16 protein-coding genes are annotated in these 14071 nt (G+C 33.2%); 11 read left to right on the top strand and 5 right to left on the bottom strand.

Features of this window, described 5'->3' with window-relative positions; all coding sequences use genetic code 11:
• Positions 1-43 precede the first annotated feature (43 nt).
• From rbr to E0D87_RS03550, 4 genes are all read left to right on the top strand, one after another.
• Entirely contained in the window at positions 44-634 is a 591-nt protein-coding gene (rbr, locus tag E0D87_RS03535; RefSeq protein ID WP_130819369.1) for a rubrerythrin, read from the top strand.
• A 146-nt stretch (positions 635-780) separates the two neighbouring features.
• Complete coding sequence (nagB, locus tag E0D87_RS03540; protein WP_130819370.1) at positions 781-1497, top strand: glucosamine-6-phosphate deaminase; 717 nt, start codon at positions 781-783, stop codon at positions 1495-1497.
• Between the two features lie 116 nt (positions 1498-1613).
• Complete coding sequence (locus tag E0D87_RS03545; protein WP_130819371.1) at positions 1614-1823, top strand: helix-turn-helix transcriptional regulator; 210 nt, start codon at positions 1614-1616, stop codon at positions 1821-1823.
• A complete protein-coding gene (locus tag E0D87_RS03550; RefSeq protein ID WP_130819372.1) occupies positions 1816-2502 on the top strand; it encodes a DUF3169 family protein in 687 nt (228 codons plus the stop codon). Before E0D87_RS03545 ends, E0D87_RS03550 begins: the two co-directional genes overlap by 8 nt.
• Positions 2503-2613: 111 nt before the next feature.
• Here E0D87_RS03550 and E0D87_RS03555 read toward each other — a convergent pair whose 3' ends face one another.
• The 5 genes from E0D87_RS03555 to E0D87_RS03575 form a co-directional block, all read right to left on the bottom strand.
• Positions 2614-2958 (bottom strand): DUF5301 domain-containing protein, encoded by a 345-nt coding sequence (locus E0D87_RS03555; protein ID WP_341272806.1) that lies wholly within the window; start codon positions 2956-2958, stop codon positions 2614-2616.
• A 164-nt stretch (positions 2959-3122) separates the two neighbouring features.
• Positions 3123-3551, bottom strand: coding sequence for a hypothetical protein (locus E0D87_RS03560; protein WP_130819373.1), 429 nt, complete (start codon positions 3549-3551; stop codon positions 3123-3125).
• Positions 3552-3708: 157 nt separating this feature from the next.
• Complete coding sequence (locus tag E0D87_RS03565; RefSeq protein ID WP_130819374.1) at positions 3709-4140, bottom strand: DUF3021 family protein; 432 nt, start codon at positions 4138-4140, stop codon at positions 3709-3711.
• 10 nt (positions 4141-4150) lie between these two features.
• On the bottom strand, positions 4151-4591 hold the full coding sequence (locus E0D87_RS03570) for a LytTR family DNA-binding domain-containing protein (RefSeq protein WP_130819375.1): 441 nt from the start codon (positions 4589-4591) through the stop codon (positions 4151-4153).
• Between the two features lie 136 nt (positions 4592-4727).
• Positions 4728-5960 (bottom strand): aminopeptidase, encoded by a 1233-nt coding sequence (locus tag E0D87_RS03575; protein ID WP_130819376.1) that lies wholly within the window; start codon positions 5958-5960, stop codon positions 4728-4730.
• A 137-nt stretch (positions 5961-6097) separates the two neighbouring features.
• Between E0D87_RS03575 and pepF the strand changes: the two genes are divergently transcribed.
• From pepF to E0D87_RS03610, 7 genes are all read left to right on the top strand, one after another.
• Positions 6098-7897 (top strand): oligoendopeptidase F, encoded by a 1800-nt coding sequence (gene pepF, locus E0D87_RS03580; protein WP_130819377.1) that lies wholly within the window; start codon positions 6098-6100, stop codon positions 7895-7897.
• Between the two features lie 12 nt (positions 7898-7909).
• Positions 7910-8548, top strand: a complete 639-nt coding sequence (locus E0D87_RS03585; protein WP_130819378.1) for a formate/nitrite transporter family protein — start codon at positions 7910-7912, stop codon at positions 8546-8548.
• A gap of 238 nt (positions 8549-8786) precedes the next feature.
• Complete coding sequence (gltX, locus tag E0D87_RS03590; protein WP_130819379.1) at positions 8787-10268, top strand: glutamate--tRNA ligase; 1482 nt, start codon at positions 8787-8789, stop codon at positions 10266-10268.
• On the top strand, positions 10268-11686 hold the full coding sequence (gene cysS / locus E0D87_RS03595; protein ID WP_130819380.1) for a cysteine--tRNA ligase: 1419 nt from the start codon (positions 10268-10270) through the stop codon (positions 11684-11686). The genes gltX and cysS overlap by 1 nt, the downstream gene beginning before the upstream one ends.
• Entirely contained in the window at positions 11686-12390 is a 705-nt protein-coding gene (gene rlmB / locus E0D87_RS03600) for a 23S rRNA (guanosine(2251)-2'-O)-methyltransferase RlmB (RefSeq protein WP_130819381.1), read from the top strand. Before cysS ends, rlmB begins: the two co-directional genes overlap by 1 nt.
• Complete coding sequence (locus E0D87_RS03605; protein ID WP_004834646.1) at positions 12377-12901, top strand: YacP-like NYN domain-containing protein; 525 nt, start codon at positions 12377-12379, stop codon at positions 12899-12901. Before rlmB ends, E0D87_RS03605 begins: the two co-directional genes overlap by 14 nt.
• A 14-nt stretch (positions 12902-12915) precedes the next feature.
• Positions 12916-13947 carry a sigma-70 family RNA polymerase sigma factor gene (locus E0D87_RS03610; RefSeq protein WP_004834698.1) on the top strand — a complete coding sequence of 344 codons (1032 nt, stop codon included), beginning with the start codon at positions 12916-12918 and terminating at the stop codon, positions 13945-13947.
• The last annotated feature ends 124 nt before the right edge of the window (positions 13948-14071 follow it).

A 14071-nucleotide genomic window follows, 5' to 3' on the forward strand; every position in this document is an offset into this window, starting at 1 on the left:
AATATGAATATCAGATGAAAAGTGAATGAAAAGGAGATTACATATGACATTAAAAGGAACAAAAACAGCACAAAACCTTATCACTTCATTTGCAGGTGAAAGCCAAGCAACAATGAGATATAGATATGCAGCTAAAGTAGCTGACAAAGAAGGTTACAAACAAATATCTGCTATCTTTGAAGAAACAGCTAGAAACGAAGTTGAACACGCAGCAAGATTCTACAAATTCTTAAAAGAAGAATTCAAACTTGATGCTATCGAACTAAACCCAGAATACACAGCATTCCCAGTAGTATTCCACGATACACTAACAAACCTACAAGGTGCAATCGACGGAGAAAATGAAGAATGTGAACACATGTATCCATCATTTGCAGACGTTGCAGAAGAAGAAGGATTTGATGAAATCGCTAGAGCATTTAGAAACATCGCTAAGGTTGAAGGTGCTCACAGAGATAGATATCAAAAACTACACGACAATGTAGAAAATGGAAAAGTATTCGAAAAAGACGAAAAAGTTATTTGGAAATGCGGAAACTGTGGATTCCTTTACGAAGGAAAAGTAGCTCCAAAGATTTGTCCAGCATGTGCTCACAAACAAGAATGGTTTGAAGTAGCTGCATTTAACTATTAATATCGATATATCTAAGACTCAGGTTTATCCTGGGTCTTATTTTTATGAAAGTACTTGCTAAACTAATGCATGACTTTGAAAGTATAGCACTTTGACTTTGAACCTGTATAATCTTAATAAGTAAAAGAATTATATAAGGAGCTAAAATGAAAGTTATAGTATGCAAAGACTACGATGATATGAGCAAAAAAGCAGCTGATCTTGTGATTTCAAATATAAAAGAAAAACCACAAATTAAACTAGGACTTGCAACAGGATCATCTCCAATCGGACTTTATAAAAACCTAATAAGAGCAAATGAAGATGGGGAAATATCTTTCAAATTTGCAAAATCTGTAAACCTAGACGAATATATTGGTATTGATCCAGCAAATGACCAATCTTACCAATATTTTATGAATGAAAATCTATTTAACCACGTTTCCTTTGCTGATACAAAACTACCTTACGCACCAGAAAATGACGAAAAGTATGCAGAAGAATACAACAAGTATTTAGATGATTTTGGACAAAGGGATATTCAAATCCTAGGTATTGGGGAAAATGGCCACATAGCCTTTAATGAACCAGGCGAAGTTTTAAATAGAAGAACATCTATTGTAAAACTATCTCAAAGCACAATAGAAGCCAATTCTAGATTTTTTGAAAGTGAAGAAGATGTTCCAAAATACGCAATCTCTATGGGAATGAGCGATATTTTCAATGCTAAAACCATAATATTGCTTGCCAATGGAAAGAAAAAACACGATGCTGTAAAAAAACTAATCGAGGGAGATACAATAGATCCTAAACTTCCAGCAAGTTTCCTTTCACTTCATCCTAATGTATACATCTACGTTGATGAAGAAGCTTATAGAGGATAAATAAAAAATAACTGCCAGAGCTATTGCTCTGGTATTTTTTTTGTTTACACTTGACAAATAAACTTGTCAAATATATAATAATGACAATAATAGTTGTCAAAAGAAGGGAGGATTTATTGAGATTAGTTAATAACCTTTCTAGTTTGAGGAAGGAAAAAGGTATGAATCAGACAGAGCTTGGAGAGAAGGTTGGAGTTTCTAGACAGACCATATCTCTAATAGAAAGGGGAGACTACAACCCATCTATTGTGGTTGCCCTAAGTCTTGCTAGGGTGTTTGAAGTAAAAGTCGAGGATATTTTTAGTTTGGAGGAGATTAATGAATAAGAAAAAATTTGTAATGTTAATTATAGGAGGACTTCTAGTTGGAGCCTTTTCTGGTTGGATACTTGAAAATGTTAGACTAAGTGATTTAGGAGAAGTTATTAAGTTCTTCTTAATAAAAAATGTATATAAGATAGTTCTTACAGTAATAATAATGAGTATTTTGATAGCATTTGGTCTTTATAGGAAATCTAAGGTAGAAATCGAGAAAGGCCTTCAAGGTGATGATCCGATTACAACAAAATACACCAACTATAGCCTAATGGTTAGAGATATAAGTATTTTTCTAATCTTTGCACTTTATTCCGTATTGGCTATGTCTATGGGAGTGTATTCCAATGAAGCTTGGATTAATCTAAGAGAGTCTGTAATTTTGATAGGGGCCTTAGTAGCCTATATAATTCTTATTTCAGTGATTTTTCAAAAAAACTACGAGCTTATAAAGAAAGTAGAACCAAATAGGAAGGCTGATACTCTTGACTTTAGATTTAATAAGAAGTTTATTGAAGAATCTGACGAGATGGTCAAAGCCCATTATTACAAAAAAGGTTACAGAGGCTATAGGGCAATAATTCTTACAAATTTAATAATGCTAGTAGTCCTAGCAGGTCTAGCCCATCATTTAGATGTAGGAATAATCGCACCAATATTTATAGCAATATCTTCAGTTATTGGAATTTAGCAGCAAATAAATAAAAAAAGAAGGCTTCTGTCAATTGCTAACAGGAGCCTTTTATCTTACTTACAGGAAATAGACCTTATTATTGAAATTTAAAATACCTAATCTATAAACTTAGAAATCATCATCCAAGATATCTTCTAAATCTTCTGAAATATTTTCTTTATTTTCTTCTTTTACGGTAGATTTTAGGAAGGAAGAAATATCCTTATAAGTAAGCTCGTAAATTCCCACATAGGCTTGTTCGAAATAAAGTTTTTTATCTTCTTCATAGATGGTATTTCTTATGTAGCCGCCTTCTGACATTTTGATACTTACTAGGATAAACTCGTCTTTATTAGGAAAATCTGATACGCTTTCTTTCTTTGTCTTCTTGGAATCTTCTAGGGTTTGTAGAAATTTTTCTATATCATCCTTATCACTAATCGTACATCTCTCAAGGCCTCTACCATCTACGATATTATAAGGCTAAGGCTTTCTACATCATCTTTCTTAGGAAGATTTGGTCCTTCATTATTAGGTCTTATCTTCTAATAAAAATACTTTTGTCTTTTTATATTGCATATAGAAAGACCTATAAGTCTTATAAACTAATTAAGCTTACCAGTCTTAGATTAAAAAATTTAAATTTGAAGATCGAGTATATATCCCTTATTTAAGTCGTAATTTATAATAAAGAGGCTCTTATGATCTTTTTTATCGACATCTTCTTGGTATACATAGATAGTATTAGGGTCTTTCTCCAGAAGCTCTATTGAATGAAGAATATCGTCATAGTCATCTATTTCTTCCTTACTAGTTTTCATAATTTGCTTAAGGCCTTTTGATTTTTTGTAATAATCATCATCTATGATCTTTCCTTCAATTATATTCTTGTCATCAATTATAATTTCATAGATATCAAAATAATCATCACCAAAGGCCCTCTGAGATTTGTATATTTCTTTTGCCTTATAAGATTTATTTTTCTGTGAATTTATCTTGAATATGGAAAATACAGCTACAAAGCCTAGGATTATGAATGTCAGTATTTTAAATTTCTTATTTTTCATGAGTAACCTTTCTTTTATGTAAAATTTTAATTTAAATTATCTGGGATAAATTGTAAACTTTATCTATTAAAGGAGCTTATTATTTTTTTTTAAGCTTAATCAAGGATAAAATACTTCATTCTAGGTTTAAAACAAGCTCGGTTTCCCGAGCTAGTCTTTATTTGGATAGTTTCTTATTTACCTCATCAATAGTTTTTTTGTCATGGAAGTAGTAAATTATCCCGATTATTATATAGATTATTATAAAAACGCCTATTGGATATATAAGGATTTTGGATGCTTGAAACCATCTTAAATAGATTCCTGCAAATATAAAGTATGAAATTAAGATTAAGAAGTGAATTATTTGTTTTCTTCCACTATATTTTTCTCTTAACTTTAATATAATTGAGCTAAGTTCAGGGATTATGCCAAATCCGCCGTAAATTAAAACTTGGATTAGTCTTCCTGTACCTGGATTTACACTAGAAATAAATTCGGGATATCCTACAAAATCAAAGCCTAGATATAGGGATGCTATTGCTTCTATTATTCCTCCGATTCCAACGCCTACTAGAAATTGTATTAGTAAATTTTTAATATTTTTCATCATTTTCTCCTTATAGACCTAATATTTTCTTAAAATCCTTTAATCTTCTTCTTGAAACATAAGATACTTCATCATTAGTAAACTCTATTGCGATTGTTCCAATAAATGACAGATCTAATCTCTTGATGTAATCAATGTTTACAATTTCAGACCTAGATATTCTTATGAATTTTTTCTTATCAAGTCTTTTTTCAAGTTCAGTTAGGGTAAGCCTTACTTTATAGATTTTATTGTTAGTTTTTACAAAAACATCCCCATCTTGAGCGAAAATTCTTATGATTTCATCAAAGGATATGATAAAAATTTCCTTATCGTAAAAGGCTACGATTTTGTCTAATAATCTATCGGTTAGCATGTCTCTTATATTTTCGATATCTTTAGAATATTTTTTGGCATAAATTGTGATCGTATTTTCATCTAAAGATTCATCAATGATGACTTCAACTTTCATACCCACCTCCTACTTATATTATAGACACTTCTTCGTAGGAAAGCATCAGTTTTTGGATAAGTGGCGGTAATAGAGGTATGAGTGGTAATTTTAGGCACAAAAAAAAATCCTACAAGTTAGCTTGTAGGATTAGTTTTTAGATGGCCCAGTTGCCGTCTTCAAATATTTTAACTTCTTCGTCGTTTTTGTAAGCTGTAATCTCTAGATCATTTGTTCCAACCATGAAGTCTACGTGGATTAGGGAATCATTTAGGCCTGCATTTTTGACTTCGCTATCAGCTAGGTCGCTTGCTCCCTTAACTGTGGTTGGATATGCCTTACCTAAGGCAAAGTGGCAAGATGCATTTTCGTCAAAGAGAGTGTTATAGAAAAGAATGTTAGAGTTTGATATTGGTGAATCATAAGGAACTAGGGCGATTTCTCCTAGGTATTTGCTTCCTTCGTCACTTTCTAACATTTTTCTAAGGGTATCTTCTCCTTCTTTGGCAGAGAAATCTACTACCTTGCCGTCTTTGAAGGTAAATTCAAATTCATTGATTACAACACCATTGTAAACTAGAGGTTTGCTTGCTACAAGTCTTCCGTCTACTCCGTCATATTGTGGAGAAGTAAAAACCTCTTCTGTTGGCATATTTGGGATGAATTCATCGCCTTTGGCATTTTTAGATCCAGCTGACATCCAGATATGATCTTTTGGAAGTTTAACCCAAAGGTCTGTTCCGTTTGATGATGTGTAGTGAACCTTGTCAAATTGGTGACTATTTAAGAATTTTGATTTTTCATTTAGAGTCTTGATGTGCTCTTTCCAGTTTTCCTTAGTTTCTTCCCAAGATTCTGATACTCTTGATACATCAAGGATTGTTTCCCAAAGTTTGTCATAGGCATCATCCTCTTCTAGGTGTGGGAAGACTTTCATTGCCCATTTTCTAGTAGGTACAGATATAACAAGCCAAGATAGGACGTCATTCATTGTATATTTGACGAACTCTTTTGTTTTCTTGCTATTTTCTTTGATAGCTTCGGACACTTTTTCACTATCAAGCCCATTTAATAAATCAGGATCTTCTGCATAGATAGAAATTCTGTTGGATTTTTTGTCGGCAATCTGATATTGCATTTTAGCTATCTTCCAATCAGGAACTTCGTTTAATGTTTCTTGGTCTTGGTATTCGTAAGTTAACCTTGTAATGTCATCATCTTTCCAGTCGATTGCAACATTTCTAGCTCCTTTTTCATAGGCTGCTTTTGTCATTAGTCTTGCAAGTTCTGGGTTTTCTATAGGAGATGTGATTAATACATCTTCTCCTTTTTGTACATTTACACCAATTTCTACAGCAAGTTTTGCGAAATTTTCTATTCTTTTATCCATATATACTCCTTTTTATTTTCTCCTATTATATTCCTACCCCAAATTCCAAATTATGAACTAAGATGCTAAGTTTTTTTAATTGGGTAAAATTAATAGTGAATATTATTAATATATGCTTATTTTTAAGAGGAGAAATTATGAAAAAAAGAAGTGAAGTTGACCTAAAAGAAACTTGGAAAATAGAGGATATGTATGCAAATGATGAAATCTTTTATAAAGAAATAGAAAATGTTAAGAAAAAAGCATTAGATTTTTCTAATAATTATAAAAAGATTGATTCTAAAGAAAAACTCTATAAATCTCTCAAGGAATACTCTGATATTATTGGACTTATGGATGATTTATATACCTTCGCTGGCATATCAATGGAAGTTGATACAACTGATGAGTCTATGGCGAAGAGATATGCCAAACTTTCTGATGAAGGGTCAGATATTTCTGGTATTATTTCTTTCTATGAACCTTACCTATCTAGACTTAGCGAGAAATTATTAGAAGAAACTAAAAATGAGCATCCAGAATTTGCTTATTTTATTGAAAATATAGAAAAGAAGAAAGCTCACCTTCTCGGTGATGAAACAGAAGCTGTGCTTGCAAAGCTTGCCCCAACACTTGATGCTCCATACAAAAACTACAATGATATGCGTTATGGAGATATGGAGTTTGATAACTTCACTTATAATGGGGAAGAGATTGTTCTAAACCACAATACCTTTGAGGAATATTTGGAAACAGATCCAAGGACTGACCTTAGAAGAGAAGCTTTCAAAAGATATCATGATGTTTTAAGAAAATATGAAAATGCAGATGCTTCTGTCTATAATACTCAAATTACTAATGAAAAAAGAGAAGCAGATATTCGCGGTTATGAGTCAGTTTTTCATTTTCTTCTAGCAAGACAAGATGTTGATTTTGATATTTATGAAAATCAGCTAGATACAATTATGGAAAAACTTGCTCCACATATGAGAAAGTACGCCAATATTATCAAAAAACACTACGGTCTTAGCGAAATGACTTATGCTGATTTAAAACTTGGTATAGACCCTAGCTATGAGATTGAAGTAGATATAGACAAGGCTCGTGACTATATTTTAGATGGACTTTCTCCTTTGGGCGAAGAATATGGATCTTATCTAAAAAAAGCCTTTAGCGATAGGTGGATTGATTATTCTCAAAATATCGGGAAAAGGACAGGAGCTTTTTGTGCAAGTCCTTACAATTCTCACCCTTATATAATGACAACCTACAATAACTCTATGAGCCAAGTTATGACACTTGCCCATGAATTGGGGCACGCTTGCCAAGGAATTTATACAAACGACAACCAAGAGGCACTTGTAGCTGATATGAGTATGTACTTTGTAGAATCGCCTTCAACAGCTAATGAAATAACTATGGAAAGGTATTTGTTAAATAGAGCAAATGATAAGAGAGAAAGACTCTGGGTTTTATCAACTATGATTGGAAAAACCTACTACCACAATTTTGTAACTCATTTTCTTGAGGCAAGCTTCCAAAGGGATGTCTATAGATGCATAGAAAAGGGAGAAAGTCTCGGAGCTAATGATTTTAATAGGATTTTTAGAGAAAATTTGGAGAAGTTCTGGGATAATTCTGTAAAACTAAACGATGGAAGTGAACTAACTTGGATGAGGCAACCTCATTATTATATGGGACTTTATCCATATACTTATTCTGCAGGTCTTACAATTGGTACTGTTATTTCAGATAAGATTGTAAATGGAAGTGACAGCGATAGAGAAAAATGGATTGAAGTATTAAAGATGGGCGGATCAAAAGGACCGATAGATCTTGCCAAAGAAGCAGGAGTTGATATGACAAATACCAAGGCTATCGAAGAAACTATAGACTTTATCGGTTCAATCATAGATGAGATAGATAGCCTGTTAGATGAACTTGGTATGTACAAATAGAAAGAGAGATGAATGAAGTATAAAGATTTTATCTATGGAATAATGGCGGGAGTTGTAGTTGGCTTTGGTGGAATCATAAAGCTAAGTGTAGCCAACGAAACTCTCGGTGCCTTCCTTTTTGCAGGTGCACTTTTTATAATACTAAGCTTAGAATATAACCTCTTTACAGGAATGGTTGGCTATTATTTCTATAACGAAAGAATACCTTATATAAAAAGGCTAGCTGTAATTCTTCTGGGAAATCTCATCGGAACTTTCCTTATAGCTAAGCTAATCTTACTTACAAGATATGGTGAAGGACTTAGAATACTTGCGGAAAAATCTGTTGCAGTCAAACTTTCTGATAATCTTTTGAGTATGTTTATTTTGGCGATCTTCTGTAATATGTTTGTAGTAAATGCAACTCATCAGTTTAAGTACAATTCCTTCCAAGTTGGAAAATATCTTGCGATTTTCATATCTATCATGACTTTCGTCTTGTCAGGATTTGAACATTCGATCGCTGATAGTTTCTACTTCTTCTTGGCAGGGGATATAAGTCCTAGAATTATTACTATCTTTTTGGTAGTTCTTTTTGGAAATATTATAGGAGGCGTTATCATACCAACAGTTGCACTTATATATGATGACAGCTTTTATTTGAAAGGTTAGGATTACTTAATATATTTTGCTAGTTTATAATCTTGACAATATTGATTTTTAGAGTATATAGTGGTATAATCAAATAAGTTAGGAATAAGGGGGAGTGTTTACTCTCCCTTTGTTTATCTATTTACTTATATTTTACTTAAAAAAATTTAAGATTTAATATATAATAGTAAGAGAATATATTATTTATAGGAATAAATTTATAGTAATAGAATAGAAATAATAATTAAGGAGAAAAAATATGGGAAATGTAAGAGTAAGATTTGCACCATCACCAACAGGTTACTTGCACATTGGAGGACTAAGAACAGCTTTGTTTAACTACCTCTATGCAAGACATACTGGTGGAGATATGCTTTTAAGAATCGAAGATACAGATAGAACAAGATTTGTAGAAGGAGCTTTGGAAAATCTTCTAAAGGCTTTAAAATGGTCAGGTATCGAGATTGACGAAGGAGTTATGCTTGATGAAAATGGAGAAGTAACTCAAAAAGGAGATTGCGGTCCATACATCCAATCAGAAAGAGTGGAAAAGGGCATATATGACAAATATATAAACCAACTTATAGAAGAAGGAAAGGCATACTATTGCTTCTGCTCTCAAGAAAGAATTGACAAGGTTCGTGACCAACAAAGAGCAGACGGTCTTACTCCAAAATATGATGGACTTTGCCGTTCAATCCCACTTGAAGAAGCTAAAAAGAGAGTTGCAGCTGGTGAACCTCACACAGTTAGACTAAAACTACCTGTAGATCGTGACATAACCTTTAACGATAGAATCAAAGGAAAAATCACCTTTAACACTGATGACCAAGACGATCAAGTATTAATAAAAAGAGATGGATTCCCAACATATCACTTTGCTGTAGTAGTAGATGATCACCTAATGGGAATTACTCATGTAGTTCGTGGAGATGAATGGGTTTCATCAACACCAAAACATGTTTACCTTTATGAGGCATTTGGCTGGGAGGCACCAGAATACATCCACCTACCAACCGTACTAAATAAAGATCACAAGAAATATTCAAAGAGAAATGGTGATGGAATGGTAGAAGATTTCATCGAAGAAGGCTATATGTCAGAAGGACTTATAAACTTCCTAGCTCTTCTAGGATGGTCACCAGATAGTGAAGAAGAAATATTTACCATGAAACAATTGGCTGAACAATTTGATTTCGATAGGGTAAATAAAACAGGAGCTGTTTTTGATAAGAGAAAACTAGACTGGGTAAACGGTCACTATGTAAGAGACTTATCTGTAGAAGAATTAGCAGAAAAAATCAAACCTTACCTAATAAAGTCAGGCTTAATAGATGAATCTTATCCAGAAGATAAACTAAACTTGCTTGCAGCAACATGGCAATCAGCCATAGACAAATTCTCAGATGCACCAGAGCTTGCTAAAAACTATTTCATAAAAGATGAAGATATGATCTGGGATGAAGAAGCTGTTGAAGCAATAAAGACAGAAGATGCTAAGAAGCTAATAGATTCTTTCCTAAATCACTTAGAAGAAGTTGACGAAATAGACAGTGAATTTGCATCAACAATCATGAAGAAAATCCAAAAAGAAACTGGTATCAAAGGCAAGAACCTATGGTTCCCAGTTAGAGCTGCAGTTACAGGATCAGTTCATGGACCAGAGCTATCAAATGCTTTTGTAATTATGGGCAAGGAAAAGATTAAAGAAAGACTAAACTACGTAAAGGAAAATTATTAATGAAAATTCATAACACGCTTACTAGACAAAAAGAAGAATTTATTCCTATAAATGAAAATGAAATAAAAATGTATGTCTGTGGGCCTACTGTTTATGATTATATGCACATTGGAAATGCTAGACCTTTAGTTGTATTTGATACCTTTAGACGTTATATGACCTTAAAAGGCTATGATGTAAAATACGTTGTAAACTTTACAGATGTTGATGATAAGATAATCAACAAATCCATAGCAGAAGGAATAACAACCAAGGAAGTTACGGATAAATATATAAAAGCCTACATGGAAGATGCCAAAGATCTTAATATAGACGAAGAAAATACCATCCACCCAAGGGCAACCGAGGTTATGGATGATATAATTGCCTTTGTCAAAGGCTTGGTGGATAAAAATATGGCCTACGAATCAGAAGGAGATGTTTATTTTGATGTCTCAAAGGCAGATGATTATGGCAAACTTTCAGGTAAAAATATAGAAGACTTGGTTCATGGAGCAAGCAATAGACTAGATACTGCCGATGGATCTAAGAAGAAATCTCCAGTAGATTTTGCTCTTTGGAAAAAGACCAAAAAAGAAGGCGAAATCAGCTGGTCTTCTCCTTGGGGAGAAGGTAGACCTGGTTGGCATATAGAATGCTCAACTATGAGTAAGAAAATCCTAGGAGAAACTATAGATATTCACGCAGGTGGAGAGGACTTAGAGTTTCCTCACCATGAAAATGAGATTGCCCAATCAGAAGGGTTAAACGAAAAGACCTTCGCCAACTACTGGATGCATAACGGCATGATTCAAGTAGATGGAACTAAGATGAGTAAATCCTTGGGAAACTTCTTTACTTTACATGATATAAAGAAAGAATATGACCTAGGTGTAATTAGATTTTGGCTACTTACAACTAATTACAGACAACCAATTAACTTTACAAGAGAGATTATAGAGCAAGCCAAAGCATCTCTAAATAGATTAACTAATGCATATTTTAGGTTAGAAGATTTAATAGCTAAGGCAGAGGAGAAAGCTATTAGTGAAGAAGAGAAAAATCTTTTAGAAAACCTAGATAAGTTTAAGGAAAACTTCATCGAAGTTATGGATGATGATTTAAATACAGCGGATGCTATAACAGTCTTATTTGATATGGCTAAGTTTATAAATACAAAGCTTTCTGAGACTACTTCCAAAGAAGTTTTAGAAAAAACTTTTGACCTATACAAAGATCTATTTGCTAGTTTGGGACTTGTTGCTAAGAAAAAAGAGGCTGATGTAGATGTTGAAAGAATAGAAGAGCTTATAGAAAAAAGATCTCTTGCCAAAAAGAATAAGGACTTTGCCACAGCTGATGCGATTAGAGATGAGCTAACAGCTATGGGTATTACAATAAAAGACACAAGAGAAGGTGTCAAGTGGGAGATTAGCTAATGGATAAGATATACGGCAGAAAACCTGTTTTAGATACACTTGATACTGATATTAAAATCTATAAGGCCTATATTTTAAAACAAAACTCCAAGCTAGTAAACAAAATTATAGGAAAGCTCGAAGAAAAAAATATTGAAATATCTTTTGTAGATAAGAGATTTTTTGATAAGATAGATATAAACCACCAAGGTGTGATGATTGAAGTTGAATCTTTTAAGTATGAGAGCTTAGATGATCTATCAGATGAAAAAAGACTTATAATCCTAGATCAAATAGAAGATCCTCACAACCTAGGTGCTATAATAAGAAGCGCAGAAAGCTTTGGTTTTGATGGAGTAGTAATCCCTGAAAGAAGATCAGCATCTGTAACAAGCACAGTTTATAAAACAAGTGCAGGTGCCATAAACAACATCAAAGTCTATAGGGTAAAAAACCTAACTAGATCTATAAAAGATTTGAAAGATAAAGGATTTTGGATTTATGGTTTGGCAGGAGAGGCGGATTCTTCTATAGATAAGGCAGATTTGACAGGTAAAGTTGGACTTGTTGTTGGCAATGAAGGATCTGGTATATCTAGACTTGTAAGGGACAATTGTGATATGCTTGTAAATATTCCAATGTTAGGAAGGGTTAATAGCTTGAATGCATCAGTAGCAGCAGGAATTTCCATGTATGAGCTATTAAGACAAAATGGCTTTAACTAAAAGAAACATAACCTTTGTAGATGGATACAATGTAATAAACAAATGGCCCAACTTGAAGGATTTATCCAAAGAAAATTTAGCTGATGCAAGAGATCTACTAATAGAAGAGCTTGCAGAATATAAATCTCTATCGGGAGAAGAGCTTGTAATAGTATTTGACGCTTACAATCTCGATAGGATAAAAGAAACTATAATCGAAAAATATGGAATGAAAATTGTCTTTACTAAAAGATTTCAAACGGCTGATACCTATATAGAAAGACAACTAGCAAAGACAGATAGACATCACAACATCAAGGTAGTAACTGACGATGGTGCTGTTCAAACCCAAGCCTCAGGTAAAGGGGCAAGCAGGGTTACCGCTCTTGAGCTTAGGAGCGACTTAAACACTATGAGATCGAAGATTAAAAGACAAAGGAAAGAGGACTTCAACCAAAACTTCAAAACTTTCCCTATATCTGAGAAGGTAAGTGATATCATAGACAAAATAAAGGAAGATTTGGAAAATTAGGTAAATAAATTCAAATGGGTGGTAAAATGGATAAAATAAATTTAAAAGATAAACAAACCCTAGAGAAGTTAAAAGAATATCTAAACTCAGAGGACTTGAGTGAAGAGGAAATCTATACAATTCTTGAGGGACTATCGCAAGAAGAAAAAGATGAAATAATTGATATCATAACTGACGATGAGGAAGATGAAGAAGACGATGATGAATTTATTGGTAGAAATAAAAGTGGAGTCAATACATCTATAACCCCAATTAAACGCAAGGATATGATGAAATTATCAGATCTAACCAATGAACAAATAGTAGAACAATTTCAAATAGGCAATCAAAATGCTCTAGCAGCTCTTGTAGAAAAAAACCAAGGACTAGTTAGGTCTAGAGCCTCATATTTCTTTAGATCTCATGGAAATGACCTAGACCTTGAAGATTTGGTTCAATCCGGCATGCTTGGAATGATCCGTGCAGCTGAAAAGTTCGACCTATCCTTAGGATATAAATTTACAACCTATGCCTACAAGTGGATAGATAAGGCCATAAGAAAGGCAATAAACAAGGAAGGTCATACTATAAGAATACCTGCGGGAAAATATTTGAAATTAAATAAATTAAAACAAATTCTAAAGGCTAATCCTGAAGCAAGTGATGAAGAACTTTATAGGATTTTGGAAAATGAAGGAATCGATAAAAAACAAGCTGACGATCTTTTCCTAATCAATAGAAATCAAGTGAACTCAACATCCTTAAACATCAACCTAGACAGTGAGGATTCGACAGGTGATGAGCTAATGGATATGGTAGGAGATGAATCAACTCCAGTTGATATGCTTATTCTTGAAAAAGATATGGAAAACTTCCTATTAAAGGCCTTAGACCAACTAACCGATAGAGAAAAACAAATAATTATATATAGGTATGGTCTAGATAACGAAAAACCAAAAACCTTGGAAGAAATCGGCAAAATTTATGATTTATCTAGAGAGAGAATTAGGCAAATAGAAAATCAAGCCCTAGGCAAACTAAAAGAATTCTCAGAAAGAGAAGAGTAATAAAAGTGGTAGATACTTATCTGCCGCTTTTTTTGTTTGGGAAAACCTAAGGAAAGCTTGAATCGCTCTAAGGTTGTTGGATTTTAAATAATTAATAAAAATACCAAAAACGTTTGCATTTTTT

Origin of the sequence: Anaerococcus vaginimassiliensis (genome assembly GCF_900626155.1) — a bacterium.
Classification (GTDB): Bacteria; Bacillota; Clostridia; order Tissierellales; family Peptoniphilaceae; genus Anaerococcus; species Anaerococcus vaginimassiliensis.

Bases quoted from the DNA above. Each gene is read 5' to 3' on its own strand.
- rbr (WP_130819369.1), top strand. From the start codon at position 44: ATGACATTAAAAGGAACAAAAACAGCACAAAACCTTATCACTTCATTT.
- nagB (WP_130819370.1), top strand. From the start codon at position 781: ATGAAAGTTATAGTATGCAAAGACTACGATGATATGAGCAAAAAAGCA.
- E0D87_RS03550 (WP_130819372.1), top strand. From the start codon at position 1,816: ATGAATAAGAAAAAATTTGTAATGTTAATTATAGGAGGACTTCTAGTT.
- E0D87_RS03560 (WP_130819373.1), bottom strand. From the start codon at position 3,551: ATGAAAAATAAGAAATTTAAAATACTGACATTCATAATCCTAGGCTTT.
- E0D87_RS03565 (WP_130819374.1), bottom strand. From the start codon at position 4,140: ATGAAAAATATTAAAAATTTACTAATACAATTTCTAGTAGGCGTTGGA.
- E0D87_RS03570 (WP_130819375.1), bottom strand. From the start codon at position 4,591: ATGAAAGTTGAAGTCATCATTGATGAATCTTTAGATGAAAATACGATC.
- E0D87_RS03575 (WP_130819376.1), bottom strand. From the start codon at position 5,960: ATGGATAAAAGAATAGAAAATTTCGCAAAACTTGCTGTAGAAATTGGT.
- pepF (WP_130819377.1), top strand. From the start codon at position 6,098: ATGAAAAAAAGAAGTGAAGTTGACCTAAAAGAAACTTGGAAAATAGAG.
- E0D87_RS03585 (WP_130819378.1), top strand. From the start codon at position 7,910: ATGAAGTATAAAGATTTTATCTATGGAATAATGGCGGGAGTTGTAGTT.
- gltX (WP_130819379.1), top strand. From the start codon at position 8,787: ATGGGAAATGTAAGAGTAAGATTTGCACCATCACCAACAGGTTACTTG.
- cysS (WP_130819380.1), top strand. From the start codon at position 10,268: ATGAAAATTCATAACACGCTTACTAGACAAAAAGAAGAATTTATTCCT.
- rlmB (WP_130819381.1), top strand. From the start codon at position 11,686: ATGGATAAGATATACGGCAGAAAACCTGTTTTAGATACACTTGATACT.
- E0D87_RS03605 (WP_004834646.1), top strand. From the start codon at position 12,377: ATGGCTTTAACTAAAAGAAACATAACCTTTGTAGATGGATACAATGTA.
- E0D87_RS03610 (WP_004834698.1), top strand. From the start codon at position 12,916: ATGGGTGGTAAAATGGATAAAATAAATTTAAAAGATAAACAAACCCTA.